This window comes from Pseudomonas sp. B21-012, assembly GCF_024749305.1.
Classification (GTDB): domain Bacteria; phylum Pseudomonadota; class Gammaproteobacteria; order Pseudomonadales; family Pseudomonadaceae; genus Aquipseudomonas.
This window is the reverse complement of record NZ_CP087197.1, coordinates 2213851-2238080: the sequence shown is the minus strand read 5'-3', so window position 1 is coordinate 2238080 and position 24230 is coordinate 2213851. Positions and strand designations below refer to the sequence as shown.

25 protein-coding genes are annotated in these 24230 nt (G+C 63.6%); 15 read left to right on the top strand and 10 right to left on the bottom strand.

Translation table 11 applies throughout. The features are described 5' to 3' along the window. Positions 1–111 precede the first annotated feature (111 nt). Complete coding sequence (locus LOY37_RS10260) at positions 112–786, top strand: polysaccharide lyase family 7 protein (RefSeq protein WP_258716789.1); 675 nt, start codon at positions 112–114, stop codon at positions 784–786. Here LOY37_RS10260 and LOY37_RS10255 read toward each other — a convergent pair. After that, the gene (locus tag LOY37_RS10255) at positions 758–1651 is read right to left on the bottom strand and encodes a LysR substrate-binding domain-containing protein (protein ID WP_258716788.1); all 894 of its coding nucleotides are present in this window, start codon (positions 1649–1651) and stop codon (positions 758–760) included. The genes LOY37_RS10260 and LOY37_RS10255 overlap by 29 nt on opposite strands. Positions 1652–1776: 125 nt before the next feature. On the opposite strand from LOY37_RS10255, the gene LOY37_RS10250 reads away from it, so the two are divergent. The 11 genes from LOY37_RS10250 to LOY37_RS10200 all read left to right on the top strand — a co-directional run bounded on the left by LOY37_RS10250 (position 1777) and on the right by LOY37_RS10200 (position 14169). Beyond that, on the top strand, positions 1777–2838 hold the full coding sequence (locus tag LOY37_RS10250; protein ID WP_258716787.1) for an agmatine/peptidylarginine deiminase: 1062 nt from the start codon (positions 1777–1779) through the stop codon (positions 2836–2838). Then, complete coding sequence (gene aguB, locus LOY37_RS10245; protein ID WP_213601802.1) at positions 2835–3740, top strand: N-carbamoylputrescine amidase; 906 nt, start codon at positions 2835–2837, stop codon at positions 3738–3740. The genes LOY37_RS10250 and aguB overlap by 4 nt, the downstream gene beginning before the upstream one ends. Then, a complete protein-coding gene (locus LOY37_RS10240) occupies positions 3737–4828 on the top strand; it encodes an extracellular solute-binding protein (RefSeq protein ID WP_195883637.1) in 1092 nt (363 codons plus the stop codon). Before aguB ends, LOY37_RS10240 begins: the two co-directional genes overlap by 4 nt. A gap of 24 nt (positions 4829–4852) precedes the next feature. After that, entirely contained in the window at positions 4853–5968 is a 1116-nt protein-coding gene (locus tag LOY37_RS10235; RefSeq protein ID WP_093384678.1) for an agmatine/peptidylarginine deiminase, read from the top strand. A gap of 84 nt (positions 5969–6052) precedes the next feature. Next, positions 6053–6652, top strand: coding sequence for a TetR/AcrR family transcriptional regulator (locus LOY37_RS10230; protein WP_258716786.1), 600 nt, complete (start codon positions 6053–6055; stop codon positions 6650–6652). A 78-nt stretch (positions 6653–6730) separates the two neighbouring features. Further along, entirely contained in the window at positions 6731–7879 is a 1149-nt protein-coding gene (locus tag LOY37_RS10225) for an efflux RND transporter periplasmic adaptor subunit (protein ID WP_258716785.1), read from the top strand. After that, entirely contained in the window at positions 7876–11004 is a 3129-nt protein-coding gene (locus LOY37_RS10220) for an efflux RND transporter permease subunit (protein WP_258716784.1), read from the top strand. The genes LOY37_RS10225 and LOY37_RS10220 overlap by 4 nt, the downstream gene beginning before the upstream one ends. 339 nt (positions 11005–11343) lie before the next feature. Next, complete coding sequence (locus LOY37_RS10215) at positions 11344–12129, top strand: MipA/OmpV family protein (protein ID WP_258716783.1); 786 nt, start codon at positions 11344–11346, stop codon at positions 12127–12129. 102 nt (positions 12130–12231) lie between these two features. Next, positions 12232–13071, top strand: coding sequence for a glutathione-dependent disulfide-bond oxidoreductase (yghU, locus tag LOY37_RS10210; RefSeq protein WP_258716782.1), 840 nt, complete (start codon positions 12232–12234; stop codon positions 13069–13071). A 115-nt stretch (positions 13072–13186) separates the two neighbouring features. Beyond that, positions 13187–13759, top strand: a complete 573-nt coding sequence (locus LOY37_RS10205; RefSeq protein ID WP_093384705.1) for a hypothetical protein — start codon at positions 13187–13189, stop codon at positions 13757–13759. A gap of 80 nt (positions 13760–13839) precedes the next feature. After that, positions 13840–14169 (top strand): hypothetical protein, encoded by a 330-nt coding sequence (locus tag LOY37_RS10200; RefSeq protein ID WP_045201571.1) that lies wholly within the window; start codon positions 13840–13842, stop codon positions 14167–14169. Here the strand turns inward: LOY37_RS10200 and LOY37_RS10195 are convergent. From LOY37_RS10195 to LOY37_RS10185, 3 genes are all read right to left on the bottom strand, one after another. Continuing rightward, positions 14166–14339, bottom strand: coding sequence for a hypothetical protein (locus LOY37_RS10195; RefSeq protein WP_258716781.1), 174 nt, complete (start codon positions 14337–14339; stop codon positions 14166–14168). The genes LOY37_RS10200 and LOY37_RS10195 overlap by 4 nt on opposite strands. 97 nt (positions 14340–14436) lie before the next feature. Further along, the gene (locus LOY37_RS10190; RefSeq protein ID WP_258716780.1) at positions 14437–15363 is read right to left on the bottom strand and encodes an alpha/beta hydrolase; all 927 of its coding nucleotides are present in this window, start codon (positions 15361–15363) and stop codon (positions 14437–14439) included. Further along, on the bottom strand, positions 15350–16186 hold the full coding sequence (locus tag LOY37_RS10185; RefSeq protein WP_258610286.1) for an SDR family NAD(P)-dependent oxidoreductase: 837 nt from the start codon (positions 16184–16186) through the stop codon (positions 15350–15352). The genes LOY37_RS10190 and LOY37_RS10185 overlap by 14 nt, the downstream gene beginning before the upstream one ends. Before the next feature lie 144 nt (positions 16187–16330). On the opposite strand from LOY37_RS10185, the gene LOY37_RS10180 reads away from it, so the two are divergent. The 3 genes from LOY37_RS10180 (at position 16331) to nudE (ending at position 19272) form a co-directional block, all read left to right on the top strand. Continuing rightward, positions 16331–17374 carry a Rieske 2Fe-2S domain-containing protein gene (locus tag LOY37_RS10180; protein WP_258716779.1) on the top strand — a complete coding sequence of 348 codons (1044 nt, stop codon included), beginning with the start codon at positions 16331–16333 and terminating at the stop codon, positions 17372–17374. Positions 17375–17505: 131 nt separating this feature from the next. Next, the gene (locus LOY37_RS10175) at positions 17506–18636 is read left to right on the top strand and encodes a helix-turn-helix transcriptional regulator (RefSeq protein ID WP_258716778.1); all 1131 of its coding nucleotides are present in this window, start codon (positions 17506–17508) and stop codon (positions 18634–18636) included. Positions 18637–18723: 87 nt separating this feature from the next. Continuing rightward, on the top strand, positions 18724–19272 hold the full coding sequence (nudE, locus tag LOY37_RS10170; RefSeq protein WP_258610283.1) for an ADP compounds hydrolase NudE: 549 nt from the start codon (positions 18724–18726) through the stop codon (positions 19270–19272). A 106-nt stretch (positions 19273–19378) separates the two neighbouring features. Here the strand turns inward: nudE and LOY37_RS10165 are convergent, their stop codons facing one another. The 6 genes from LOY37_RS10165 to LOY37_RS10140 all read right to left on the bottom strand — a co-directional run bounded on the left by LOY37_RS10165 (position 19379) and on the right by LOY37_RS10140 (position 24208). Further along, positions 19379–20209, bottom strand: a complete 831-nt coding sequence (locus LOY37_RS10165; RefSeq protein ID WP_258717184.1) for an IS3 family transposase — start codon at positions 20207–20209, stop codon at positions 19379–19381. Positions 20210–20217: 8 nt separating this feature from the next. Then, entirely contained in the window at positions 20218–20526 is a 309-nt protein-coding gene (locus LOY37_RS10160) for a transposase (RefSeq protein ID WP_258715601.1), read from the bottom strand. Positions 20527–20617: 91 nt separating this feature from the next. Continuing rightward, positions 20618–21652: a 4-hydroxy-2-oxovalerate aldolase gene (dmpG, locus tag LOY37_RS10155; protein WP_258716777.1), complete on the bottom strand. Its 1035-nt coding sequence runs from the start codon at positions 21650–21652 to the stop codon at positions 20618–20620. Between the two features lie 13 nt (positions 21653–21665). Continuing rightward, positions 21666–22574 (bottom strand): acetaldehyde dehydrogenase (acetylating), encoded by a 909-nt coding sequence (locus LOY37_RS10150; RefSeq protein WP_258716776.1) that lies wholly within the window; start codon positions 22572–22574, stop codon positions 21666–21668. A gap of 18 nt (positions 22575–22592) precedes the next feature. Next, positions 22593–23384 (bottom strand): fumarylacetoacetate hydrolase family protein, encoded by a 792-nt coding sequence (locus tag LOY37_RS10145; RefSeq protein WP_045201588.1) that lies wholly within the window; start codon positions 23382–23384, stop codon positions 22593–22595. Next, positions 23381–24208 (bottom strand): alpha/beta fold hydrolase, encoded by an 828-nt coding sequence (locus LOY37_RS10140; protein WP_258716775.1) that lies wholly within the window; start codon positions 24206–24208, stop codon positions 23381–23383. Before LOY37_RS10140 ends, LOY37_RS10145 begins: the two co-directional genes overlap by 4 nt. Between the last annotated feature and the right edge of the window lie 22 nt (positions 24209–24230).

The window sequence follows — 24230 nt, the reverse complement described above, 5'->3', positions numbered from 1 at the left end:
GAAGCCGAGCGCAGTTTAGCTATTGACGAAATTTTAGCTTGCAGCTAATTATTAGCTCAAGCCCACATCCATTTCAGAGAGGGCCCACACCGAAAACCGAAGGAGAAACCCATGAGCGTCAACATTGAACGCCTAACAATCACCACCCCGGAGCCCAAGTCCACCAGCGACCCCACCGCCCTGGAGCTGACCGGCGCCCAGGCCCTGGCGCAACTGCCAAAAATCATCGCCAGGCTCGACGACGGCTCGGTCCGCTTCACCGCCCCAACCAAGGGCGCGTCGAGCAAAAGCACCCACCGCACCCGCTGCGAATGGAAAGAGCCGACCTACTGGTCGCTCGCCAGCGCCAGCAAACACCACAACCACCAGAGCATGACCCTGAGCAAGGTCAACGCGGCGCAAAAGGTGGTGATCTCGCAACTGCACGTCAAAGACGACGACAGCCCGGCGGTCAAGGTGTTCTGGAACAAGGGCAAGCTCACCTATGGCTTTCGCCGAAGCTACAACCAGAGCGCCCCGGCCAGCGTCACCCTGCTGGCCAATGTGCCGCTGGGCACCGCGTTCGAGATCATTCTCGATGTCACCGCCAAGGGCGTGGTGACCCTCGCTGCCACCTGCAAGGGCAGCACCGCCAGCAGCGGACCATTGCAGATGGATGCCAGCTGGAACAGCCGCACCTTCAACTTCCACGGCGGCGTCTACAACCAGGTTGATTACAGTGACAGCACGCCGGCCAGCGACGGCTCGGCCTGCATCATCAGCGCGCTGGCGCTGGGTCACCATTAAGCCCTGAGCCCTCTGCCAGGCACTGCTCAAGCCACTGGCAAAAGCTCACAGTCAAGGCCTCCCCTTCACTGTTACGGTGCACCAGCCACGCCCACTTGGGCCCGCGCACGGTCTGCTCGGTCAGCGCCACCAGGTTGCCTTGCGCACGCGCCTGCCCGGCCAGCAAGCCACTCACCAGGGCAATGCCCAAGCCCTGGCTGGCAGCGTCAAGCAACTGCCCGGGGTCGGAAAAATTCAGGCCCTGCAGCTTCTGCCCCACTTCATCGCCGCCCTGGGTGTGCCAGTAGCTCCAGTCCATTTCCCGCTCGCCATGCAGGGTGGTCCGCTGCGCCACGTCGAGCTCCAGCAGGCGCGGGTGACAGGCCGGGTACAGCCGATCCTGAAGCAGCACGCGAAAGCTGCAATCGGCCTGGGCGCTGATGTCGTCACGCACGGCAATGTCGATGGTCTGGGTGGTCATGTCGGGGATTTCATCGCTAGTGAACAGCCACAGGTCCACCTCCGGGTGCAGCCGATGAAAGTCGCCCAGGTGCGGCACCAGCCAGTGCCGGGCGAATGCCGGCGTGGTGTTGACCACCAGTTGGTTGGGCTTGCGGTACTGCTCCAGGCGACGGATGCCAACGGTCAGTTGCTGCAGCATCACCTGGGTGGTGCTGAGCAGGTCGTGGCCGGCATCGGTAAGCGACACGCTGCGCCCTTCGCGAAAGAACAGCGGTTGCTCCAGGTAGTTTTCCAGGCTGCGGATCTGCTGGCTGATCGCCGATTGGGTCAGGTGCAGCTCTTCGGCAGCCTTGTGAAAACTGCCCAGGCGCGCCGCCGCTTCAAAACCGCGCAGCGTGTTCAGAGGTGGCCAGTGTTTCAGCATGATTGATAAGCCCAGCTAATCATATATCGGCAAAATCCATCGTTTGTTCAGGTGCAGACCCCAGTTATAGCATGGACACCCCGGCAACCTTGCTGAAAACAATTACTTAACTGAAGGGTATTGCAATGCACAACGACAGCGCCAACAACAACGGCTGGTTCATGCCCGCCGAATGGGCTCGCCACGCTGCCACCTGGATGGTCTGGCCGCACAACCAGGCCCTGTGGGAGTCGACCTGGGGCGTCACCCTGGCGGCTGTGCAGGTGGATTTCGCCCGGGTCGCCAACGCCATCGCCCGCTTCGAGCCGGTGAAAATGGTCGTCGACCCCAGCGCCGTCAGCCAGGCCCGGGCGCTGTGCGGGGCCAACATCGAGCTGATCGAAATCGCCGTCAACGACAGCTGGTGCCGCGACTCCGGCCCAAGCTTCATCTGCCACCCGCAGCAAGGCCTGGCCGGGGTCAGCTGGCGCTTCAACGCCTGGGGCGGCAAGTCGGCCCACGACCTCGATGAAGGCCTGGCCCGGCGCGTGCTCAATGGCCTGGGCCTGCCGTGCTTCGGCAGTTTTCTGGCCAACGAAGGCGGCGCCATTCATGTCGATGGCGACGGCACGCTGATCACCACCGAATCGGTCCTGCTCAACCCCAACCGCAACCCGGGCCTGGGCAAGCAAGACATGGAAGAAATCTTCGTCCGCCTGCTGGGGGTGAACAAGGTCATCTGGCTGCCGGGCGACCCGGACTACGTCACTGGCGACATGACCGATGGCCACGTCGACGGCGTTTGCGCGTTTGCCCGGCCGGGCGTGCTGCTGGTCGATGCCACCGAAGATCAAACCTCGGTCTACGCCCAGGTGGCGAAGGAGAACCGCCGCGCCCTGGAACTGGCGACCGACGCCCGTGGCCGCAGTTTCGAGCTGATCGACCTGTACGAAGCTTCCGCTGCGGTCGACACCGATGCCGAAGTGTTCTGCGCCTCCTACACCAACTTCTACCTGTGCAACGACGCGGTGATCATGCCCGCCTACGGCATCGACGCCGACCAGCAGGCCGCCACCACCCTGCAGCAGGCCTTCCCCGGCCGCAGCGTGGTACCGGTGCAAATCAACCAGCTGGCCCATGGCGGTGGCGGCGTGCATTGCATCACCCAGCAGCAACCGGCCTGGCCCCTGAAAGGAGCCAAGCCATGAGCGCGCTGAGCGTCGCCAGCCTGCAGCTGGCCTGCAGCTGGAACCTTGAAGACAACCTCGATAACGCCGAGCGGCTGGTGCGCGAGGCGGCGGCGGCCGGGGCCAGGCTGATCCTGCTGCCGGAGCTGTTCGCCACGCCCTACTTCTGCATCGAGCAATGCCACGAGCACCTGGCCCTGGCGCAACCTTATGAAAACAGCCCGCTGTTGCAGCGCTTTGCCGCCCTGGCGGCGGAACTGAACGTGGTATTGCCGCTGAGCTGGTTCGAGCAGGCCGGCAATGCCTACTTCAATTCGCTGACCGTCGCCGATGCCGACGGGCGCTTGCTCGGCGTCTACCGCAAGACCCACATCCCCAACGCCATCGGCTACCAGGAAAAGGAATACTTCAGCCCCGGCGATACCGGTTTCAAGGTCTGGGACACCGCCGTCGGGCGCCTGGGCGTGGGCATCTGCTGGGACCAGTGGTTCCCCGAGACCGCCCGCTGCCTGGCCTTGCAAGGTGCAGAAATCCTCTTGTTCCCCACCGCCATCGGCTCCGAGCCCGGCGCTGCGGCGCTGGATTCGCGCGACCATTGGCAACTGACCCAGCGCGGCCACGCCGCCGCCAACATCCTCCCGGTGATCACCGCCAACCGCACCGGCGTTGAAGTGGCGCGCAGCGATGCCGAGCTGCACATGCGTTTTTATGGATCGTCGTTCATCACCGACCACAAGGGCCGCCTGCTGGCCGAAGCCGATCGCGACAGCCCTTGCATGCTGCTGGCCGAGCTGGACCTGGCGCACATGCGCGAAGAGCGCCTGACCTGGGGCATCTACCGCGACCGCCGGCCGGAAATGTACGCCACCCTGTTGAGCCTGGACGGCCGTCACCCACACAGCACCTGGAGGCATGGCGCATGAACAGCCTGAAAACCCTGATCGCCCTTTCCCTGGCCCTGGGCTGCAGCCTGGCCAACGCCGAAGACAAAGTGCTGCGCCTGTACAACTGGGCCGATTACTTTGCCGAAGACACCCTCAAGGATTTCACCGCCCAGACCGGCATCAAGGTCATTTATGACGTCATGGACAGCAGCGAAACCCTCGAGGCCAAGCTGCTCTCGGGCAACAGCGGCTACGACCTGATTTTCCCCGGCGACACCGTGGCCGAACGCCTGGCCCGCGCCGGCGCCCTGCAAAAGCTCGACCCGGCCAAGCTCGAACACCTGGCAGACATCGAGCCCGGCCTGCAGCGCCTGCACCAGCGCTACCCCAACTCGCGCGAGAGCACCGTGCCCTACACCTGGGGCAGCATCGGCCTGACCTACAACCGCGCGGCCATCGAGCAGCGCATCGCCAATGCCCCGGTCAACAGCCTCGACCTGCTGTTCAAGCCAGAAAACGCCGCGCTGCTGGCCGACTGCGGCATCTCGATGATCGACTCGCCCGACGAAGTGCTGGCGGTGGTGCTGCACTACCTGGGCAAGGACCCGCGCAGCGGCAAGGCCGATGATTTGCTCGCCGCCCGGCAGATGCTCGGGGCGATCAAGCCGTACATCCGCAAGTTCCAGTCGCAGCCGGTGACCCAGCTGGTCAATGGCGACACCTGCATTTCCCTCGGTTACAGCGGCGACATGATCCAGGCCCAGCGCACCGCCGATGCCGCCGGTAAAAAGGTCGAGTTCCGCTACCACATCCCGGTGGAAGGCACGACCATCTGGATGGACAGCATGGCCATTCCCGCCGATGCCGCCCACCCGGAATACGCCTACGCTTTTATCAACTTCGTCATGCAGCCGCAGCAGATGGCCGCCATCAGTTCGTTCACCGGCTACCCCACCTCCAGCGCCAAGGCACGGCCGCTGGTCGAGCCGCAGATGCGTGACAACCCGGACATCTACGTCAGCGACGAAACCTACGCGCGGCTGATCCCGGGCAAGGACATTACCCAGAAAGACATGCGCGCGCGCATGCGTACCTGGACCACCCTCAAGACTTCCTCGGCCCATTGAGCCGTCACTACGAGAGCCACACCGATGACACCCCGTCGTACCTTTCTCAAGCATCTGTCAGTCGCCGCCGGCATTGCCGGCCTGGGCCTGGGCCCGTTGCGCCTGGCCATGGCCGCTGACCAGCGCTGGTTCATGCCCGAAGAAGACCAGGCCCAGCGGCGGATCTTCCTGGCGTTTGCCGCCGCCGAAAATGTCTGGGAAGACCAGGCGGACGCGGTCAACAGCTGCATCGCACAACTGGCCCGGACCATCGCCCGCTACCAGCCGGTCAGCGTACTCTGCCGCCCCGAAGACCTGGCCGATGCGCGCGAGCAATGTGGCAGCGACAACATCGAGTTCCTGCCCATGGCGCTGGACGACATCTGGATCCGCGATTACGGCGGCTGCTTCGTCATCGACGACGACGGCAATAGCGCGCTAATGGACTTCAACTTCAACGGCTGGGGCAACAAGCAACGCCACCGCAACGACAGCCGCGTGGCGGCAACGCTGAGCGAAACCCTGAACGTGCCCTACCTGCAAAGCGAGCTGACCGGCGAAGGCGGCGGCATCGAAGTGGACGGCCACGGCACGGCGATCATCACCGAAAGCTGCTGGGTCAATGCCAACCGCAACCCCGACTGGAGCCGCAGCGATGTCGAGGCCGAGCTTAAAGCCAACCTTGGCCTGCGCAAGATCATCTGGCTGCCGGGCATCAAGGGTCAGGACATTACCGATGCCCACGTCGACTTCTACGCGCGCTTCGTCGAGCCGGGGGTGGTGATCGCCAACCTCGACAACGACCCGGACTCTTACGATTACCGGGTCACCCGCAAGCACCTGGAAATCCTCAAGCAGGCCACCGACGCCGACGGCCGCCGCTTGACCGTGCACCTGCTGCCGCCACCGGGCAAATTGCGCAGCAACCGCTTTACCCGCGACAACCCGGAGTTTGCCGCCGGTTACATCAACTACCTGCCGATCAATGGCGCGGTGATTGCCCCGCAGTTTGGCGACCCGAAAGCTGACCAGTACTGCAAGCAGTTGCTGGCCAAGTTGTACCCGGGGCGGACCATCGAGCAGGTCAACATCGACCCGATCGCTGCGGGCGGCGGCGGCATACATTGCATCAGCAAGAACATGCCCGACACCCGGCAGTAATCCCGCCAGTCGCCCTGCTCGCTTGACGGCGTGCAGCGGCAGGCCAATAATAGATCGATCAGTCAGTCTATTAATAAGCCACACATGAGAACCGTAGACCCGGACAAAGTCGCCGCCAAACGCAAGCAGATCCTCGATGCGGCTATCGAATGCTTCGCGCGCAATGGCTTTCACTCCACCTCGACCGCGCAAATCTGCGCCGCTGCGGGCATGAGCCCGGGCAACCTGTTCCACTATTTCCCCAGCAAGAACGCGATCATCGAGGCCATTGCCCAGGACGACCAGCATGGCATGGCCGAGCTGATCGCCCACTACGCCAAGGCCAAGGACAGCCTCGCTGCAATCGAGAACATCGCCATCGCCATGATGGAGTTGTGCAGCGACCCCAGCTACGCCCGAATCAGCCTCGAAGTCGCCGCTGAAGCCTTGCGCAACCCTGAAGTCGGTGCCCTGCTTGCGGTCAATGACGCCAAGGTCAAGGCCGATCTGCAGGCCTTGCTCCAGCGTGGCATCGAAGCCGGGCAGATCGACCCGACGCTGGATACCTCGATGGCCGCGACCTGGCTGATCGCCCTGACCGAAGGCGGCATCGGCCGCGTCGTGCTCGAGCCCGGCTTCAAGGCCAAAGCCCATAAACCGGTGCTGCGCACGATCATCCGCAGGTTCCTGCAGATTCAGCCATAGGCCGCCCGATATCAGCCTGTTGCGCTCGCTGTGCCTCCCCTTTGCTGTGCCTACTCGAGATTGATCGCGATGGTATCTGTGCTGCGAGACAAACCCCGTCTGTGGATCACCGGCCTGCTGTTACTGCTGGTGGCAGGCTGGGTGCTGGTGATGCCTGCCAGCGAACAAGCGGACATCACCCCTGCGCCCGTGCCCCTGCTCAAGGTCAGCAGCGTGCTGGCCGAACCCGGCACCGTGAGCCAGACCCTCCTTGTCACCGGTAGCCTGGTAGCCCGCGACGAGGTGTCCATCGGGACCGCACTGCAAGACACGCGCATCGCCAGGGTATTGGTCGAGGAAGGTGACACGGTGGCGGCCGGGCAACTGCTGGCGCAACTGGAAACCGACACCCTCGACGCCCAAGTGCGCCAGGCCGAGGCCACCCTCAATCGCAACGCAGCCCTGATCAAGCAGCAGCAAGCGCTCGACATCGAGGCACAGGCCAGCCTTGCGCGAATCAATGAGCTGGGCAGTATCGGTGCGGTCAGCGCCCAGCAACTCGACCAACAGCGCGCCCAGGCCCACGCCAGCGCCGCCGCGTTGGCTGCCGCCCGGGCCGAGCACCAACAGGCCATCGCCCAACTGACTGACGCCCGCACTCGCCGCGACAAGGCCATCATCCTCGCCCCGGTCAACGGCATCATCTCCGAACGTCACGCCCGGCTGGGCGCCATGGCCGGTAGCGAGCCGCTGTTCAAACTGATCCGTGACGGCCAACTCGAGCTCGATGGCGAACTGGCGCAAAGTGCGTTGCAAGCAATTCGGGTCGGTACTGCGGTCCAGGTGCAGGTCGCGGGCATGGCCCAGAGCGTAGCCGGCACGGTGCGTTTGCTGGCGCCCAAGGTGGATGCCGGCACCCGCCTGGGGCGCGTGCGCATCAGCCTCGCGGCAACGGCCGATGCGCGCGCTGGCAGTTTCGCCAGTAGCAGGATCGAAACCGGCACTACCGCCGCGGCGGTGGTCATTCCGCTACGGGCGGTGACCTTTGCCGAGGATGGCGGCGCCACCGTCATGGTCCTTGATGCCCACGGCCAGGCGAGCGTGCGTAGCGTGGTCCTTGGCCAGCGCAACAGCCTGCGGGTGCAGGTCAGCAGCGGCCTTGGCGCCGGTGAGCGGGTGGTGGCAAGCGCCTCGGCCTTCGTGCGCAACGGCGACGTGGTCAGCCTGGCACAGGAGCTGGAGCAATGAACCTGGCGGTGTCGTCCTGGGCCATTCGGCGGCCCATCCCGACCCTGGTATTGTTCCTGGTGCTGGCCGTGGCAGGCTGGATCTCCTTTGCCGACCTGCCGATCAACGCCAACCCACGGGTCGACTTTCCGGTGATCACCGTCGCCGTGGTCCAGGTCGGTGCCGCGCCGAGCGAACTCGAACATGCGGTCACCCAGCGGGTCGAGCGCGCGGTGTCCGGCCTGGCCGGTATCCGTCACATCACCTCGACGATCGCCGATGCCATCTCGGTCACCACCGTGGAGTTCCAGCTCGGTGTCGACCCCGACCGCGCCGCCAACGACATCCGCGATGCCATCGGGCAAATTCGCGCGGACTTGCCGCAGACTATCGAAGAGCCGCTGGTCACGCGCATTGATGTCGAGGGCGGGGCGATCCTCAACTACGCCGTCAAATCCAGTGCGCGCAATGCCGTGGACCTGTCCTGGTTTGTCGATGATGTACTCGGCCGGGAACTGCTTGGCGTGCCCGGGGTGCAAAAAGTGCAGCGCCTGGGCGGCCTGGAGCGTGAGGTCAAGGTCGAACTCAAGCCCGAGCGCCTTGAGGCGCTGGGTATCTCGGCCGACCAGGTCAACACCCAGCTGCTGCACAGCAACAGCAACGTGCCCGGCGGGCGGGCGATTCTCGCCGACAGCGAGCAATCCATACGCACACTGGGCAGCGCCCTGACCGTGCAAGCCCTGGGCGACACGCCAATCGCCCTGCCGGACGGACGCTGGGCGCGGTTGAACGAGCTGGCAAGCGTGGTCGATGGCGCCGGTGAAATGCGCTCGCTGGCGCGCCTGAATGGCGAGCAGGTGGTCGGTTTTGCCGTGTTTCGTGCCAAGGGCTCCAGCGATACCCGGGTGGCCGCAGGAGTAGAGGCTGCGCTCCAGCGCCTGCAGCAACATCACCCGGACATCGAAGTCCAGCAGGTCGCCTCGATGGTCGACTACACGCTGGCCAGCTACAACGCCGCAATCATGACCCTGATCGAAGGCGCGCTGCTGACGGTGCTGGTGGTACTGCTGTTCCTGCGCAACTGGCGTGCGACCCTGGTGGCGGCCATCGCCCTGCCCTTGTCGATCCTGCCGACTTTCGCCGCCATGGCCTGGTTCGGCTATAGCCTCAACAGCATCACCTTGCTGGCCCTGACCCTGGTTATCGGCATCCTGGTCGACGATGCGATTGTCGAAATCGAGAACATCGAGCGGCACCTGGACCAGGGCAAGCGCCCCTACCAGGCCGCCATTGACGCCTCAGATGCTATCGGCTTCGCCGTGGTGGCAATTACCGCGACCATCGTTGCGGTGTTCCTGCCGGTGAGCTTTATCGGCGGCTTTGTCGGCCAGTATTTCACCCCCTTTGGCATCACCGTGTCGGCAGCGGTGTTGAGCTCACTGCTGGTGGCACGGCTGCTGACGCCGCTGATGGCTGCCTACTTGCTCAAGCCCAAATCGACTGAGCATCAGTTGCAGGCAACGCAAGCACCCTCTGGCTTGCTCGCGCGCTATCTGCGCCTGCTTGAGTGGGCACTGGCGCATCGGCGCAAGAGCCTGGTGATCGCGGCGGTTTTCCTGCTGGCTTCCTTTGCCCTGGTACCGCTGCTGCCTTCGGGCTTCATGCCGGTCAGCGATACCAGCCTGAGCCGCATCGATGTCTCCCTGCCACCCGGCACGCCCCTGGCGCAGACCGACCGGACCCTGCAACAGATGGCCGCGAAACTGCGCCAGCAGCCGCAGGTGATGTTCGTCTTCAGCACCGCCGGCGGCGAAGATGCCTCCGGCGCCACCGATGTCGCCAGCGGCCAGTTGCTGGTGCGCCTGGTGCCACCCGAGCAACGCGAGATGAGTCAGAAGGTATTCGAGCACGCGCTACGACCGGTCCTCGGTGAGTTCGCCGATGTGCGCTTTGCCTTTCGCAGCGACAGCGCGGCGCGAGACATCTCGGTGATTCTCGTCGGTGCCGACGCCCGGCAACTGTCCCAGGCCGCTTACGCGCTGCAAAGCGATATGCGCATGATCAAGGGACTGGCCAATGTCCAGGTCAACGAACCCTTGCCGCGTCCGGAGCTGTTGATCCGCCCGCGCCTGGATGAGGCCGCCCGCTCTGGCGTCAGTGCCCAGGCCATCGGCAGCGTGGCGCGAATTGCCACTTTGGGCGATATCAATGCCAATTCAGCGCGCTTCAACTTCCACGACCGGCAAGTACCGATTCGCGTGCAACTGGCCGAGGGACAGCAAGGCGACCTCGACACCCTGCGCAACCTGCGAGTGGCCAGCGACAACGGCGGCACGCTGGCGCTGCACAGTGTCGCCGACATCGACTACGGCAGTGGCCCGACCAGGATCGAACGCTTCGACCGGCTGCGGCGCATCTCGGTGGACGCCGACCTCGCCGGCATAAGCCTCGGCTCGGCGCTGGAAGCGATCCAGGCCACCCCCGCCTTGCAGCACCTGCCCCTTGGCGTGCGCGAGGTGGAGTATGGCGACGCCGAGTACATGAATGAAATGTTCGAGAAGTTCGCCACGGCCATGACCTTCGGCATCCTCATGGTGTTTGCCGTACTGGTCCTGCTGTTTCGTGACTTCCTGCAGCCGCTGACCATCCTCGTCTCGCTGCCCCTGGCGGTCGGCGGGGCCATCGGCGGCCTGCTGTTGTATGGCGCCGCCATCGACCTGCCGGTGGTTATCGGTTTGCTGATGCTGATGGGCATCGACACCAAGAATTCGATTCTGCTGGTCGAGTTCATCATCGAAAAGCGCCGCGCCGGCATGCCTCGGCACCTGGCACTGATGCAGTCGGGCGCCGAACGCGCCAGGCCAATTGTCATGACCACCCTTGCCATGGTCGCCGGTATGCTCCCGGCAGTCCTCAGCAGCGGCGCCGATGCCGGTTTTCGCGCGCCCATGGCAATTGCCGTGATCGGCGGGCTGGTGACTTCAACCTTGCTCAGCCTGGTCTTCGTACCGGTGATGTTCAGCTATATGGACGACCTGAACAACTGGCTGGCCCCGCGCCTGGCAAAACTCACTTCCGTGACTGCGCAAGACCGGGCGGCGGCACAACAGCAACTGGCAGAGGCACATAATGATCAGACAGTTTAAGCGCTCTTCGCCGCGCGGGCATTTCTCCTTTATTCGCACACCCTCGGGTTAATAGCGGTATTTGTCCCCTGCGGCCCCAATAAGCATATCTAGCCGCTATTTAATTTTGATGAAACCCGTAACAGCCAGGGCAAACGTTATTGCCTGTCATCGGCTATTGAGCCGTTGGGTACTGCTGTTCTCCAAGTTGCTCTTCGGGCTTCGCCGGATGTTCTACAAAAACTGCAAAGCCATTGAATAAATATGCCACTAACAGAGTTTTACATCCTGCTCACGGATACTAACAACAAAGCCCCGTACCCTGATCAGACTTAAATTTACGGGAACACTGTAACCCCCATGAAGACGACAAGGACCTACACTGCGTTGACCGGCCTCTGCCTGGTGAGCGCCTCAGCGAACTTATTGGCGCAAGAGTGGCAGTTCACCCTGCAAGGCGGCGCCGCCAATGCCCCCCGCTACAGTGGCAGCAGTGAGCGCTCTACGGCACCGGTGCTCGGCTTCGAGATCGAAAGCCCTTATGGTTTGTTCCTGCGGGACAAAGGCCTGGGCTGGAAACACGAAGGGGACGACGCCAGTTTCAGCACCTACATCGGCACCAGCGACGAGCGCAAGGACCGCAAGAAAGGCTATCGCGGCTCCGACCGCCTGCGTGGCATGGGTTCGATCAAATCCCGCGCGCTGCTGGGCATGGAAGGTTCCTACACCTGGGGGCCGGTCACCTTCGGTGCAACGTTCGAGCATGCGCTGAAAAAAGACAGCAACAAAGACACCGGCTCCGCCTACCAGACCCTCGAACTGAGCGTCGGCACCACCTTGTACGAAGGCGATTTCGGCAGCCTGAGCGGCAACGTCAATGCGCTGTTTGGTGACGCCGACTACGTCCGTACCTGGTATGGCGTCAGCGCGCAACAAGCGGCCAACAGCCGCTTTGCCGCGCACAAGACCCACGGTGGCCTGGTCAGCCAGGGCGTCAACCTGACCTGGAGCCTGCCGCTGAGCGACAACACCCGCCTGCATACCCTGCTGGATGTACAGAACCTCTCCGGGCATGTGAGCGACAGCCCGATTGTCGAGCGGCGGGTACAAACCTCGATCGCCAGCGTGCTTGAGTACAGCTTCTAGAACGCTGGCTTTTACGCCCGGGCAGCAGTGGCCGCGCGGTTTGACAAGCGCGCGCGCCAAGCCCGAACATGAGCCCCTCGAGCACACCAGGAGGTTCATCGCATGAGCAACGCACCCTATGTCCCGCCTCGGGTCTGGCAGCACGACGCGCCGTCGGGCGGCGAGTTCGCCAACATCAACCGCCCGGTGGCCGGCCCGACCCACGACAAGGCCCTGCCGCTGGGCAAGCAGCCGCTGCAACTGTACTCCCTGGCCACGCCCAATGGCGTCAAGGTCACCATCCTCCTCGAAGAGCTGCTGGCCCTCGGGCATGCCGGCGCCGAGTACGACGCCTGGCTGATTCGCATCAGCGAAGGCGAGCAGTTCTCCAGCGGCTTCGTCGAGATCAACCCCAACTCGAAGATCCCCGCCCTGCTCGACCGCAGCGTGCAACCGCCGGTGCGGGTGTTCGAGTCGGGTTCGATCCTGCTCTACCTTGCAGAAAAATTCGCCGAGTTCCTGCCCCGCGACCCGGCGGGTCGAACCGAAACCCTCAACTGGCTGTTCTGGCAGATGGGCGCAGCGCCCTACCTGGGCGGCGGCTTCGGCCACTTCTATGCCTACGCGCCAGAAAAATTCGAATACCCGATCAACCGCTTCAGCATGGAAACCAAGCGCCAACTGGATGTGCTCGACCAGCGCCTGGCGCAAAGCCAATACCTGGCCGGCGACAGCTACACCATCGCCGATATCGCCGTCTGGTCCTGGTACGGCCAACTGGCGCTGGGCAGGCTGTATTCGGCGGGCGAGTTCCTCAGCGTGCAGGACTACACCCACGTGCAACGCTGGGCGCAAGCCATTGCCGAGCGCCCGGCGGTCGTCCGCGGCTTGCGGGTCAACCGCACCTGGGGCGATGAAGCCAGCCAGGTGCCCGAGCGGCATTCGGCGCAGGACCTGGACTGAGGCAACAGTATTCGACGTCAAACGCGAGTACTGTGCGACAAACACTGGCAGGGACAGCCATTGTGCTCCACTGTCAGGTCAAGCAAACGACCCTGAAGCGAGATAACTGAAGAACATGAAGTTCACCACACGCACCGCAATCATCACCCTTGGCGCCTCTGCTCTCCTGGCGGGCTGCAACAACGAACCTGAGTATAAGGTCACCGGCACCAACGCCAACGAAATAAGCCAGTACAACCAGCAGCGCGAAAGCGCCGCCGCTTACCTGACCAAAGTTCAGGCTTATGTCGCTGAGATCAAGGCCATGGAAGCGCTTCCGGTTGGCCCTGCCCTGCCTGCGCAACACCAGAAGATGCAAGCACTTAAAGTCGAAGGCGACGGAGTTGGTTCAATTGTTTCTCCGCTTTCTCACTGCCGAGCAAGCGGCTACGCAGCCTCGGAATACTGGCAAACCGTAGCAGGCATGATCACGACTCAGCCCCCTTCCGCTGCCCTTGAAAGATTTGCCAGCGAGGTCCAGCAATGCCAGCAGCAACTGCAAAACCCACCCAAGGCCATCACCTACATTGAAGGGCCTGCCGATAAGCAACCAGCTTACCCGGGCTGCCTGGAAATCTTGGCACTGGGTGAGAAAGACGGCGATACCCGGACATGGAGCTGCCCTACCGAATCCATGCCTTCGACATGAGCCTTTAACGCCCACAGGCGGCGCTCAGACCTCAAACAAGCGCCGTCCACTACAAGAATCAAGGGCTAATCAAATCCAGGATGGAGCACTACAAATCACTGTTACAGGCGCTGTTCTTCTTCGCGCTGACCTTCGGCCTTGGCTATCTGTCGATACGCCGCATGCGCAAGCTGCGCGAGGCCGTCGACAGCGAATTCGAAGCGGCGCTGCGCCGCCTGCACATCGATCACCACGAAGTGCTGCTCGACCGCACCCAGCGCCAGTATCACCCGGAGATGACCCAGGTGCACCGGATACTGCGCGATGACCAAGGCCAGCACTACCTGTACGTGCACATCAGCGGCTCGCCCGGGGTCCTCCAGCCACTGAGCCGCGAGCGGGCGCTGCTGGCCCTGGGCAACAAAGCCTAGGGCATCAACCTGGCGACGCTCGGCACCGGGATGTAACACGGCTGGAAGCTGGGCTGGCAGTAATAGGCCATGGTCAGCGGCGCCGGCAGCGGGCGGGTCAGCAAGGCGCTGTAGACAGCGCCAAAGGCGCAGACGGTCAAGGCAAGGCAAATTGTTCTTGTTGTTTTCATGGCCATTCCACCACAGGTGAGGAAAAGACGTTGTGCGCTCAAGACTAAAAACTGCTGCGACAACCTGCTTCGTCCAAACGGACTAGGCCGCCGCCATTCAGCCCAGCGCCCGGCGCAGGTCGGCCGCGGCCCCGGCCAGGGCCAGGGCGGCGCGCTCGACAAACGCGCTCATGCTGATAAAGCCATGCACCATGCCCTGGCAACGCTCCAGGCGGGTGGCCACACCTGCTTGTTGCAAACGTTGGGCAAAGGCTTCGCCTTCGTCGCGCAATGGGTCGTACTCGGCGGTGATCAGGGTGGTGGCGGGTAATCCCTCCAGTGACTCGGCGAGCAGCGGCGAGGCCAGTGGCTCCTCGACCTGCTCGGGCTGTTGCAGGTAGCTGCGCCAGAACCAGGCCATCATCGCCCGCGACAACAGATACCCTTCGCCATACACCTGGTACGACGGGGTGTCGCAGCGGCCATCGGTGACCGGGTAGAACAGGCACTGGTAGCGAATCTGCGGGCCCTGGCGCTCTGCGGCCAGGCGGCTGACGGCGATCGCCAGGTTGGCCCCGGCGCTGTCGCCGGCCACGGCCAGGCGGCTGCCGTCGACGCCCAGGCTGGCGGCATGTTCGACCAGCCAGCAGGTGGCGGCATAGCAATCGAGCGGCGCCGCCGGAAAGCGCGCCTCCGGTGCCAGCCGGTAGGCGACCGACACCACCACCGCGCCAGTGGCGCTGGCCAGTGCCCGGCACAGATGGTCATGGGTATCGAGGGTGCCGATGACAAAGCCGCCGCCGTGGAAGAACACCAGCAGCGCCAGGTTGTCTTGCGCCAGCGGCCGGTACAGGCGGGCATCCAGCTCGCCAGCGGCGCCCGCCACGCGCAGGTCGCGCACTTCGGCCATCTGCGCGCCAGGGATCGGCGGCAACAGGTGGTCGGCATATTGCCGATACTGCACGGCATCGAGCCGGTGGTAGTCGGGCTCCCCCTGGGCGCTGAACTGTTCGAGCACGGCGGCGATCTGTTTATCGAGCGGCATGGGCGTCTCCTTCGGCGATCATCTGGAACTGCGGGTTGGTTTCTTCAAGGATGCTGCGCAGGCGCAGCTCCAGGGCGGGCTTGAAGTCTTTGTGCGGGAAGATCCAGAAGCGCCGCTCGGCCAGCGCGGCGAATACCTGGGCGGCCAGCTCGCGGGGCGTCATGCCCTGGCGAATGTGCTCGTCGAGCACGGCGCTGAAAGTGGCGTCGGCCTGCTCGCGGGCCTGGTTGGAGGCCATGATGTCACTGGCCACCGGCCCCGGGCAGAGCACCGCCACCGAGACCTGCGCGCCGAGCATGTCCAGCTCGTATTTGAGGGTTTCGGATAACGCCACCACCGCTTGCTTGGTGACGTTGTAGGGCGCCATCAACGGGCTGCTGAGCAAGCCGGCGAGCGACGCGGTGTTGATCACCTGGGCCGGGTGGCCCTGCTCGAGCATCAGCGGCACAAAGCTGCGGATGCCATTGATCACCCCTTGCAGGTTGATGGCGAGCATGCGCTGCCACTGCTCGTGGCTGATCTGCCAGCTGTAGCCGGTCTGCATCACCCCGGCATTGTTGAACAGCAGGTCGACCCGCTGAAAATGCGCCAGGGCGACATCGCGCAGGCGCTCGACCTGGGCCACATCGCTGACGTCGGTCAGCTGGGCAATGGCCTGCACGCCCTGGCCTTGCAGTTGCGCGCTCAGCGCCTGCAAACCCGGGCCATCGACATCGGCCAGTATCAGCTGCATGCCCAGCCCTGCCGCATGCTCGGCCAGGCCCCGGCCGATCCCGCTGGCGGCGCCGGTAATCACCGCTACCCGCCCCTGCTCGTTGCTCATTGCGTTCTCCTGCTGCTGGCTTGATTGCGCCAGTAGAGCCGTCAGCCCACGGCCGGCCATCGTCCGTTCAGACGATGCCTGCTGGTACAGGGGCGGCAGAATCACTCGCACAGCACACCCCGTGATACCCCGGAGAACAATAAGATGAGCACCCTGCACCGCATTGAAGCCAAGCTGCTGGAAGACCGTTACGCCCGTGGTTGGCACTGCCTGGGCCTGGCCGCGCACTACCGCGACGGCAAGGCCCACCGCCTGGACGTGTTTGGCACCCGCCTGGTGGCGTTCCAGGGTGAAGACGGCCAGCTGAACATTCTCGACGGCTTTTGCCCGCACATGGGCGCCGACCTGAGCACCGGCTGCATCGAAGGCAACTCGATCCGCTGCCCGTTCCACAGCTGGCGCTGGGGCGCCGATGGCGTGTGCGACGACATTCCCTACGCCAAGCGCATTCCGCCGCGGGCCAAGGTCAAGCGCTGGCCGATCATGGAAGAAAACCAGCTGCTGTTCGTCTGGAACGACCCGCAAGGCAACCCGCCGATCGCCGAGCAGGCGATCCCGCGCATCGACGCCTGCTTCAGTGACCAGTGGGCTGCCTGGGAAGTGGCCGAACTGCAGATCGACACCAACTGCCGCGAGCTGATCGACAACGTCGCCGACATGGCCCACTTCGGCACCGTGCACGGCGCGCCGGTGGCCGAGTTCAGCAACGTCTTCGCAGGCCACCTGGCCACCCAGATCATGCGTGCGCGCAGCGAGCGGCTGTCTGGCGACAGCGAGCTGAGCACGGTGGCCACCTACTTCGGCCCGGCCTACCAGATCACCGAAATGACCGGGGCAATGAACGGCCAGCCGATCCATTCGATCCTGCTCAACTGCCATGTGCCGATCGACCTCAACAGCTTCACCCTGCGCTACGGCGTGCTGGTGAAAAAGATCCCCGGCCTGAGCGAGGAGCAGAACCAGGCCATGGCCAAGGCCTACGTGCAGCAGGCCCAGGCGGCTTTCTACGAAGACGTGGCGATCTGGCACAGCAAGACCCGGGTCGACAATCCGCTGCTGTGCGACGGCGACGGCCCGGTTTACCAGCTGCGACGCTGGTATGAGCAGTTCTATACCGACGTCGACCTGCTGCCTGCCGAAACCGCCGACAGCAAGCGTTTCGTGGTGCTTGACGGCGAGCGCGCCTGAGCCTTGCCGAGCGCGTTGGACAGGCGTGCGCTACGCCTGTCCGGATGCGTGTACGGAGCGTTGCGTGCACGCGTTAACGCCGACTATTCTCTGCCATCGCCAACGCTAATAATAAAAAATGGTAGTTCCCTATGCAGCCGTGCCTCACCCTCGAGTCATTCAGCGACTTGCTCGGTCACCTCTATCAAGGGCCGATGGAGAACATTCCCTGGGTCACCTTCCTCAACCAGCTCAACCTGCAGCTACAGAGCAAATACGTCACCTTCATCCTGCGCCCGCCCAGCGCCCACGTTGACGGCCTGATGGTCAACACCACCGGTACTTCGAGCGAAACCACCGCCTCGTACAACAAGCACTTCTTTGCCCTCGACCCGTTCGTCGACCTGCCCAACCGCGAAGTGGTGACCCTCGCCAGCTACGTCTCCAACGACGAGCTGCTGCAATCGGAGTTCTACAAGAACTTCCTTGAGCCGGTGGACGTGTTCCATATCCTCGGGGCCGACATCAATACCGGCGACGGCGCCCAGTGCCGCATCCGCATCAGCCGCGGGCGCGATGAGCAGGCCTTCGGCGACCAGGAAAAAACCCTGCTGGCGCGCTTCATCCCGCACCTGGAGCGCTCGATCAAACTGCACATGCAGCTCAACCGCATCGAGACCGAACGCAACCTTTACGCCGGCGCCGTCGACCAGCTGGCGGTGGGCACCATCATCCTCGACGAAACCGGCAAGGTGCTGCAGACCAACCAGGTTGCCGAGCGGCTGATCCAGGAAAAGGACGGCATCAAGCTGGTCAATGACGGCCTGCAGGTTGGCACCGCGCGCGACACCCAGGAGTTCCGCCGCCTGGTCAAGCAATCGCTGCTGTCGCAAAAAAGCAGCAACCCCTCGGTGGTCGAGGCCATGCGCGTGCAACGCCCGTCCGGGCGCGCCGACCTTGGCATCATCGTGCGCTCGGTGCCGCTGTCGACCTGGAGCGAAGGCAAGCAATGCCCGACCGTGGTGATCTTCATCAGCGACCCCGAGCAGCAATCCTCGGCGCCGCAGGAGATCGTCCGGGCGCTGTTCGATTTCACCCCGGCCGAAACCCAGTTGGCGATGCTGCTGGCCAACGGCCTGACCCTGGACGAAGCCTCGGAGGAACTGGGCATCAGCCGCAACACTTCGCGGGCGCACCTGCGTTCGACCTTTTCCAAGACCGGCGTGACCCGCCAGACCATGCTCGTGCGCTTGATCTTGCGCAGCGTGGCGACCCTCGGCTGAAGCACCCGCCCTCGTCCGCTTGGACGATGGCGGGTTGCCGGGCACAGCGCACAGTGCAGGTATCCACCCGCCGCCAGGGGCCTGCACATGCGCAACTGTCCGACCATCCTCAAGACCGAACTGCTGGCCCAAAGCAGCCATTTCCAGATCGAAGCCCTGCACCTGCAGTTCAGCAACGGCCAGCGGCGCATCTACGAACGCTTGCGCGGCACCGGCTACCGCTCGGTGATGCTGGTGGCGATGCCCGACCCCGAGCACGTGCTGCTGGTGCGCGAGTACGCGGTGGGCGTAGAGGGCACCATCCTCGGCCTGCCCAAGGGCGGTGCCGAGGCGCATGAAAGCTACCTGCAGGCGGCCCAGCGTGAGCTGTGCGAAGAAGTCGGCCTGAGGGCGGCGCGGCTGACCGAGCTGGGCGAACTGACCTTGGCGCCCGGGCATTTGTGTCATCGTTATCGGGTGGTGCTGGCCCAGGACCTGAGCCCCTGTGCTCTGCAAGGTGACGAGCCGGAGCCGCTGGAATGCATCAAGGTGCCGCTGGCGCAGATCCCGGCACGGGTGGCCAGTGGCGAGTTGCATGAGGCCCGGGCCATTGCCGCGTTGTTCATGGCCATGGGAGCGCTGGCTCAACCGCGATGAGGCCGCTGCACTCGATCGCGGGTCAAGCCCGCTCCCACAGAATTGTGCGGGACCTGTGGGAGCGGGCTTGTTCTGGTCAAGTTTTACCGGACACCGATTACGGTGATCAAGCTGCCAACTGCTCCATTGCTATTGGCGACAGGTAGTTGTTGTAGCTATGGAGCCTGATTTGGTTGTAGCGCAAGAAGAAGCTGGTCATGTCCTGTCTGGCTTCTTCGATCGTTGCATAGCCCTTGGCGGGCACCCATTCTGATTTGAGCGTGCCAAATAAGCGCTCCGTTGGTGCGTTATCCCAGCATTGGCCTCTGCGGCTCATGCTTTGGGTTATGCCATGCTCAAGCAGTTCGGATTGGAAGCGTTGGCTGGTGTATTGGCAGCCTTGATCCGAATGAAACACCAAGCCCGCATGTTTGCCTCGTACTCCCACCGCCATTCCCAAGGCCTTGCTGACCAGGTGGGCATCATTGATCAGAGAAAATGACCAGCCAATGACCCGCCGGGCGAACAGGTCAATGACCACGGCCAAGTGATACCAGCGCTTCCCAATCATCAGGCTGGTTACGTCACCGCACCACACCTGATTGATTGCTGTGGGCTGGAAGTTGCGTTCAAGGACATTCTTGGCCACAAATGCTTCTACACCTCTGGAGCGATATTGGTGGCGACGGCGCTGTCTGCTGGTCAGGTTCGCTTCTGCCATAAGTCTTCCAGCTAGATACCTTCCAACCTTTAGCTGCTGGGCCTTCAAATACTGAGAAATCATTCTCGCACCAGCACTTTCCCTGCTTTCAGCATGCAATTGCACGACCTTTGCCCTGAGCGCATCACGCTCGGTATTGGGTACCGAGCGGCGATCGAGCCAGTCATAAAACGCACTGCGGGAAACGCCCAGAGCGCTGCAAAGCTGGCTGGTCGGATACGAGCCTGACTCTCTCAGCTCCTCGATCAGGAAAAACGATCGGGATCCGACATCAAGAGAGCGGTAGCTTTTTTTAGGATTTCGGCCTCGGTCTCTAAACGTTTGATCTTGGCGCGTAACTGCTGGAGCTCCCGCTGCTCATCGCTGATTGACTTGGTACCTGGCACTGGTTGCCCTTTCTGACGCTCTTTACGAACCTGGTCTACCCAGCGGCGCAGAGCTGTGGGGCCGACGTCCATTGATGCGCAGACGTCGGGAACCGAGCAGTTGTCGTCAAGGACCATGCTTGCAGCACGTTGCTTGAACTCGCGGGTATAAGTCTTTCGTTCCTGCATAGAACCTCCTGGTTGGGCGAATCATATCGCCCTTAAGAGGTGTCCGGGATCATTAGGCCAGTTCAGCTTGACCCGCGATGAGGACTGCACCTCAGGTCGGCATCACCCCTCGCGCCCGCGACATTGTCAGGGCCAGGTCTTCGATCATGTCTTCCTGACCGCCCACCGTACCGCGCCGCCCCAGCTCCACCAGCAGGTCGCGGGCAGCAATGCCGTACTTGAGCTCGGCACGCTTGGCAAACAGCAGGAACGAGCTGTACACCCCGGCATAGCCCAGGGTCAGGGCATCGCGGTCGAGGCGGATCGGTTGGTCCATCATCGGCACCACCAGGTCCTCGGCGACGTCCATGATCCGGTACAGGTCCACGCCGCTGCTCACGCCCATGCGCTCCAGCACGGCGACGAACACTTCCAGCGGCGTGTTGCCCGCCCCCGCCCCCAACCCGGCCACCGAGCCATCGATGCGCACGGCGCCAGCCTCGATGGCCGCCAGCGAGTTGGCAATCGCCATGCCCAGGTTGTGATGGCCATGAAAACCGACTTCGGTGCCGGCGCTTAAACCTGCCCGCAATACGCCAATCTTCTCGCTGACTTCAGTCGGCAGCATGTAGCCCGCCGAATCGGTGCAGTAGATGCAGTTGGCGCCGTAGCTTTCCATCAGCCGCGCCTGTTCCAGCAGCTTTTGCGCGCTGACCCTGTGCGCCATCATCAGAAAGCCGACGGTATCCAGGCCCATCTTCGCCGCCATGCCGATGTGCTGGCCGGAGACGTCCGCCTCGGTGCAGTGGGTCGCCACGCGGATGGTCGAGACGCCATGCTCATGGGCCATTTTCAGGTGATCGAGGGTGCCGATCCCCGGCAGCAGCAAGGCCGATACCTTGGCCTGCTTGAGGGTGGGAATTACCGCAGCGAAGTATTCCTCATCGCTGTGGGCGGCAAAGCCGTAGTTCAGCGACGCGCCACCCAGGCCATCGCCATGGGTGATTTCAATCAGCGGCACGCCGGCGGCATCCAGGCCGCTGGCCACCGCGATCATCTGTTCCAGGCTGATCTGGTGACGCTTGGCGTGCATCCCGTCGCGCAGGCTCATGTCGTGCAGACAGACGCTTTTACCTTGCAGATTCATGGCAGTTCTCCACTCAACGGACGGGCAGTTGCAGGGTGCCCTTGTGGGCTTCTTCGGCAAACATCTCGGCGGTGCGCAAACCGGCAGCGGTCATGATGTCGAGGTTGCCGGCAGACTTGGGCAGGAAGTCGCCGAGGCCTTCGACCTCGATGAAGATCGACACCTTGCGGCCATCGAAAATCGGCCCATTGATCAGGGTGTAGCCGGGCACGTAGCGCTGCACCTCCTTGACCATGCTCAACACCGAGGCGCGAATGGCCTCGCGGTCGGGCTCTTCGTCGGTCAGGCAGTGGATGGTGTCGCGCATCATCAGCGGCGGTTCGGCAGGGTTGATGACGATGATCGCCTTGCCGCGCCGGGCACCGCCGATCTGCTCGACGGCACCGGCAGTGGTGCGGGTGAATTCGTCGATGTTCTGCCGGGTACCCGGGCCCACCGAGCCGGACGACACCGTGGCGACGATCTCGCCATAGGCCACCGACTGGATGCGCGACACCGCCGCGACCATGGGGATGGTCGCCTGGCCGCCGCAGGTGACCATGTTGACGTTCATCGCCAGGCTCGCCGCGTGCTGCTTGAGGTTGACCGGCGGCACGCAGAACGGGCCGATGGCCGCCGGCGTGAGGTCGACCATGATCACCCCCAACTCGTTGAGCCTGCGGCTGTTGTGCGCATGCACATAGGCCGAGGTGGCATCGAAGGCGATGCGGATATCGTCGTCGAGCACATGCGGCAATAATCCGTCCAGGCCTTCGGCGGTGGTCTTCACCCCCAGCTCGCGAGCGCGCTTGAGGCCTTCGGACTGCGGATCGACGCCGACCATCCACACCGGTTCGATCCACTCGGAGCGGCACATTTTCATCAGCAAGTCGGTGCCGATGTTGCCCGGCCCGATAATCGCCGCTTTCAGTTTTTTGCTCATTCGCTTGAACCTCGCACGTCACGCACAGAACGACACCCGGGCGCTGCCCAGGCCGTCGATGGTCAGGGCAAACTGGTCGCCGGCCCGTGCAGGCTCCAGCGGCACCAGCGAGCCGGAAAGGATGATTTCCCCGGCCTTGAACGGGATGCCGAAGGCGCCCAGGGTATTGGCCAGCCAGGCCACCGCGGTCAGCGGGTTGCCTTGCACCGCCGAGCCGAGGCCTTGGCTGATCAGCTCGCCGTTCTTGAACACCTGCATGCGCAGGTTCGGCAGGTCGAGCCGGCGCGGATCGACCTGGCTGTCGCCGAGCACGAACACCCCGCAGGAAGCGTTGTCGGCGACGGTGTCCTGGATGCGGATGCGCCAGTCCTGGATGCGCGAATCGACAATCTCGAAACACGGCATCACGTACTCGGTGGCGGCCAGCACATCGGCCTCGGTGACGCCGGGGCCGACCAGGTCATGCTTGAGCTTGAAGGCGATCTCGCCTTCGGCGCGCGGCTGGATCAGGCGGTTGGCACCGAGGGAAATCTGCGCGCCATCGGCAAAGGCCATCTGCTCGGTGATAAAACCGAAATCCGGCTGGTGCACATTAAGCATGCGCTGCACCGCCGCCGAGGTGACGCCGATCTTCTTGCCGACGATGCGGTCACCCGCCGCCACCCGCCGCTCGATGCTGTAGAGCGAGATATGGTAGGCATCCTCGATGCTGATGGTCTCCCAGCGCTCGCTCAAGGGCGCCAGGGTGCTGGCGCTGCACAGGGCCTGGTACAGCTCTTCGCCATACTGGCGACGCAATTGCTCGCTCATGCCCGTGCCTCCCCAAGAAACACCAGGCATTCACGGTTGAACAGCTCGCGGTGCTCTACCATCACCCAGTGTCCGCATTCGCTGAGCAGCACAAAGCGGATCCGCCTGCAGGCTGCAAGCAGAGTCTGCGCCCCGGAGGCTGGGCAGAACTTGTCGTTGATCCCCCAAAAGCCAAGGATCGGGCACTGCAGTTCAGGCAAGCGTGAGGTCAGGTTCGGCACCTGCATGCTGGTCAGCACGCAGGCCGGTTGCTGGCCCACCACCGCCACGCGCTCGGCCACGGTTTCGTCGCTGATCAGCGCCGGGTCGAACAACTGCAGGCTGAGCAGGTGGCGCATGCCGGCGGCATCGTTGAGCTCGCCGTTGGCAAAGGCGGCGCCCATCTTCTGGATGCCTTCCATTTGCAGGTAGTACTGCTCCTTGTCCATCAGCCCGCCAGGGGCCATGAGCACCAGGCGGCTGACCCGCCCAGGCTGGTCCAGCGCCAGCTTGATGGCAATGGCGCCACCCAGGGAATTGCCGACCAGCACGCAGCGCTGGATATCCAGGGCATCGAGCAGGCCGCTGAGGGCGCTGACGAAAAAGTCCAGGCTGTAGACCATTTGCGGCTTGCTCGAAGCGCCGTAGCCGGGCAAGTCGGGGACGATCACCCGGTAGCCGGCCGCGGCGAATGCCGGGTAGTTCTGTTTGAAGTTGCTGTGCCCGCTGGCACCCGGGCCGCTGCCGTGGATGAACACCACCGCCTCGCCCGTGCCAACGTCCTGGTAATGCAGCTGCAGACCATCGGCCAGCGTTACCACGTGCCCTTGCGCGGATGCGCCCATGAGGTGTCCTCCCGGCTTGTTG

Excerpts from the sequence above, each read along its gene's own strand:
- LOY37_RS10260 (WP_258716789.1), top strand. The coding sequence starts at position 112 with ATGAGCGTCAACATTGAACGCCTAACAATCACCACCCCGGAGCCCAAG.
- LOY37_RS10255 (WP_258716788.1), bottom strand. The coding sequence starts at position 1,651 with ATGCTGAAACACTGGCCACCTCTGAACACGCTGCGCGGTTTTGAAGCG.
- LOY37_RS10250 (WP_258716787.1), top strand. The coding sequence starts at position 1,777 with ATGCACAACGACAGCGCCAACAACAACGGCTGGTTCATGCCCGCCGAA.
- aguB (WP_213601802.1), top strand. The coding sequence starts at position 2,835 with ATGAGCGCGCTGAGCGTCGCCAGCCTGCAGCTGGCCTGCAGCTGGAAC.
- LOY37_RS10240 (WP_195883637.1), top strand. The coding sequence starts at position 3,737 with ATGAACAGCCTGAAAACCCTGATCGCCCTTTCCCTGGCCCTGGGCTGC.
- LOY37_RS10235 (WP_093384678.1), top strand. The coding sequence starts at position 4,853 with ATGACACCCCGTCGTACCTTTCTCAAGCATCTGTCAGTCGCCGCCGGC.
- LOY37_RS10230 (WP_258716786.1), top strand. The coding sequence starts at position 6,053 with ATGAGAACCGTAGACCCGGACAAAGTCGCCGCCAAACGCAAGCAGATC.
- LOY37_RS10220 (WP_258716784.1), top strand. The coding sequence starts at position 7,876 with ATGAACCTGGCGGTGTCGTCCTGGGCCATTCGGCGGCCCATCCCGACC.
- LOY37_RS10215 (WP_258716783.1), top strand. The coding sequence starts at position 11,344 with ATGAAGACGACAAGGACCTACACTGCGTTGACCGGCCTCTGCCTGGTG.
- yghU (WP_258716782.1), top strand. The coding sequence starts at position 12,232 with ATGAGCAACGCACCCTATGTCCCGCCTCGGGTCTGGCAGCACGACGCG.
- LOY37_RS10205 (WP_093384705.1), top strand. The coding sequence starts at position 13,187 with ATGAAGTTCACCACACGCACCGCAATCATCACCCTTGGCGCCTCTGCT.
- LOY37_RS10200 (WP_045201571.1), top strand. The coding sequence starts at position 13,840 with ATGGAGCACTACAAATCACTGTTACAGGCGCTGTTCTTCTTCGCGCTG.
- LOY37_RS10195 (WP_258716781.1), bottom strand. The coding sequence starts at position 14,339 with ATGAAAACAACAAGAACAATTTGCCTTGCCTTGACCGTCTGCGCCTTT.
- LOY37_RS10190 (WP_258716780.1), bottom strand. The coding sequence starts at position 15,363 with ATGCCGCTCGATAAACAGATCGCCGCCGTGCTCGAACAGTTCAGCGCC.
- LOY37_RS10185 (WP_258610286.1), bottom strand. The coding sequence starts at position 16,186 with ATGAGCAACGAGCAGGGGCGGGTAGCGGTGATTACCGGCGCCGCCAGC.
- LOY37_RS10180 (WP_258716779.1), top strand. The coding sequence starts at position 16,331 with ATGAGCACCCTGCACCGCATTGAAGCCAAGCTGCTGGAAGACCGTTAC.
- LOY37_RS10175 (WP_258716778.1), top strand. The coding sequence starts at position 17,506 with ATGCAGCCGTGCCTCACCCTCGAGTCATTCAGCGACTTGCTCGGTCAC.
- nudE (WP_258610283.1), top strand. The coding sequence starts at position 18,724 with ATGCGCAACTGTCCGACCATCCTCAAGACCGAACTGCTGGCCCAAAGC.
- LOY37_RS10160 (WP_258715601.1), bottom strand. The coding sequence starts at position 20,526 with ATGCAGGAACGAAAGACTTATACCCGCGAGTTCAAGCAACGTGCTGCA.
- dmpG (WP_258716777.1), bottom strand. The coding sequence starts at position 21,652 with ATGAATCTGCAAGGTAAAAGCGTCTGTCTGCACGACATGAGCCTGCGC.
- LOY37_RS10150 (WP_258716776.1), bottom strand. The coding sequence starts at position 22,574 with ATGAGCAAAAAACTGAAAGCGGCGATTATCGGGCCGGGCAACATCGGC.
- LOY37_RS10145 (WP_045201588.1), bottom strand. The coding sequence starts at position 23,384 with ATGAGCGAGCAATTGCGTCGCCAGTATGGCGAAGAGCTGTACCAGGCC.
- LOY37_RS10140 (WP_258716775.1), bottom strand. The coding sequence starts at position 24,208 with ATGGGCGCATCCGCGCAAGGGCACGTGGTAACGCTGGCCGATGGTCTG.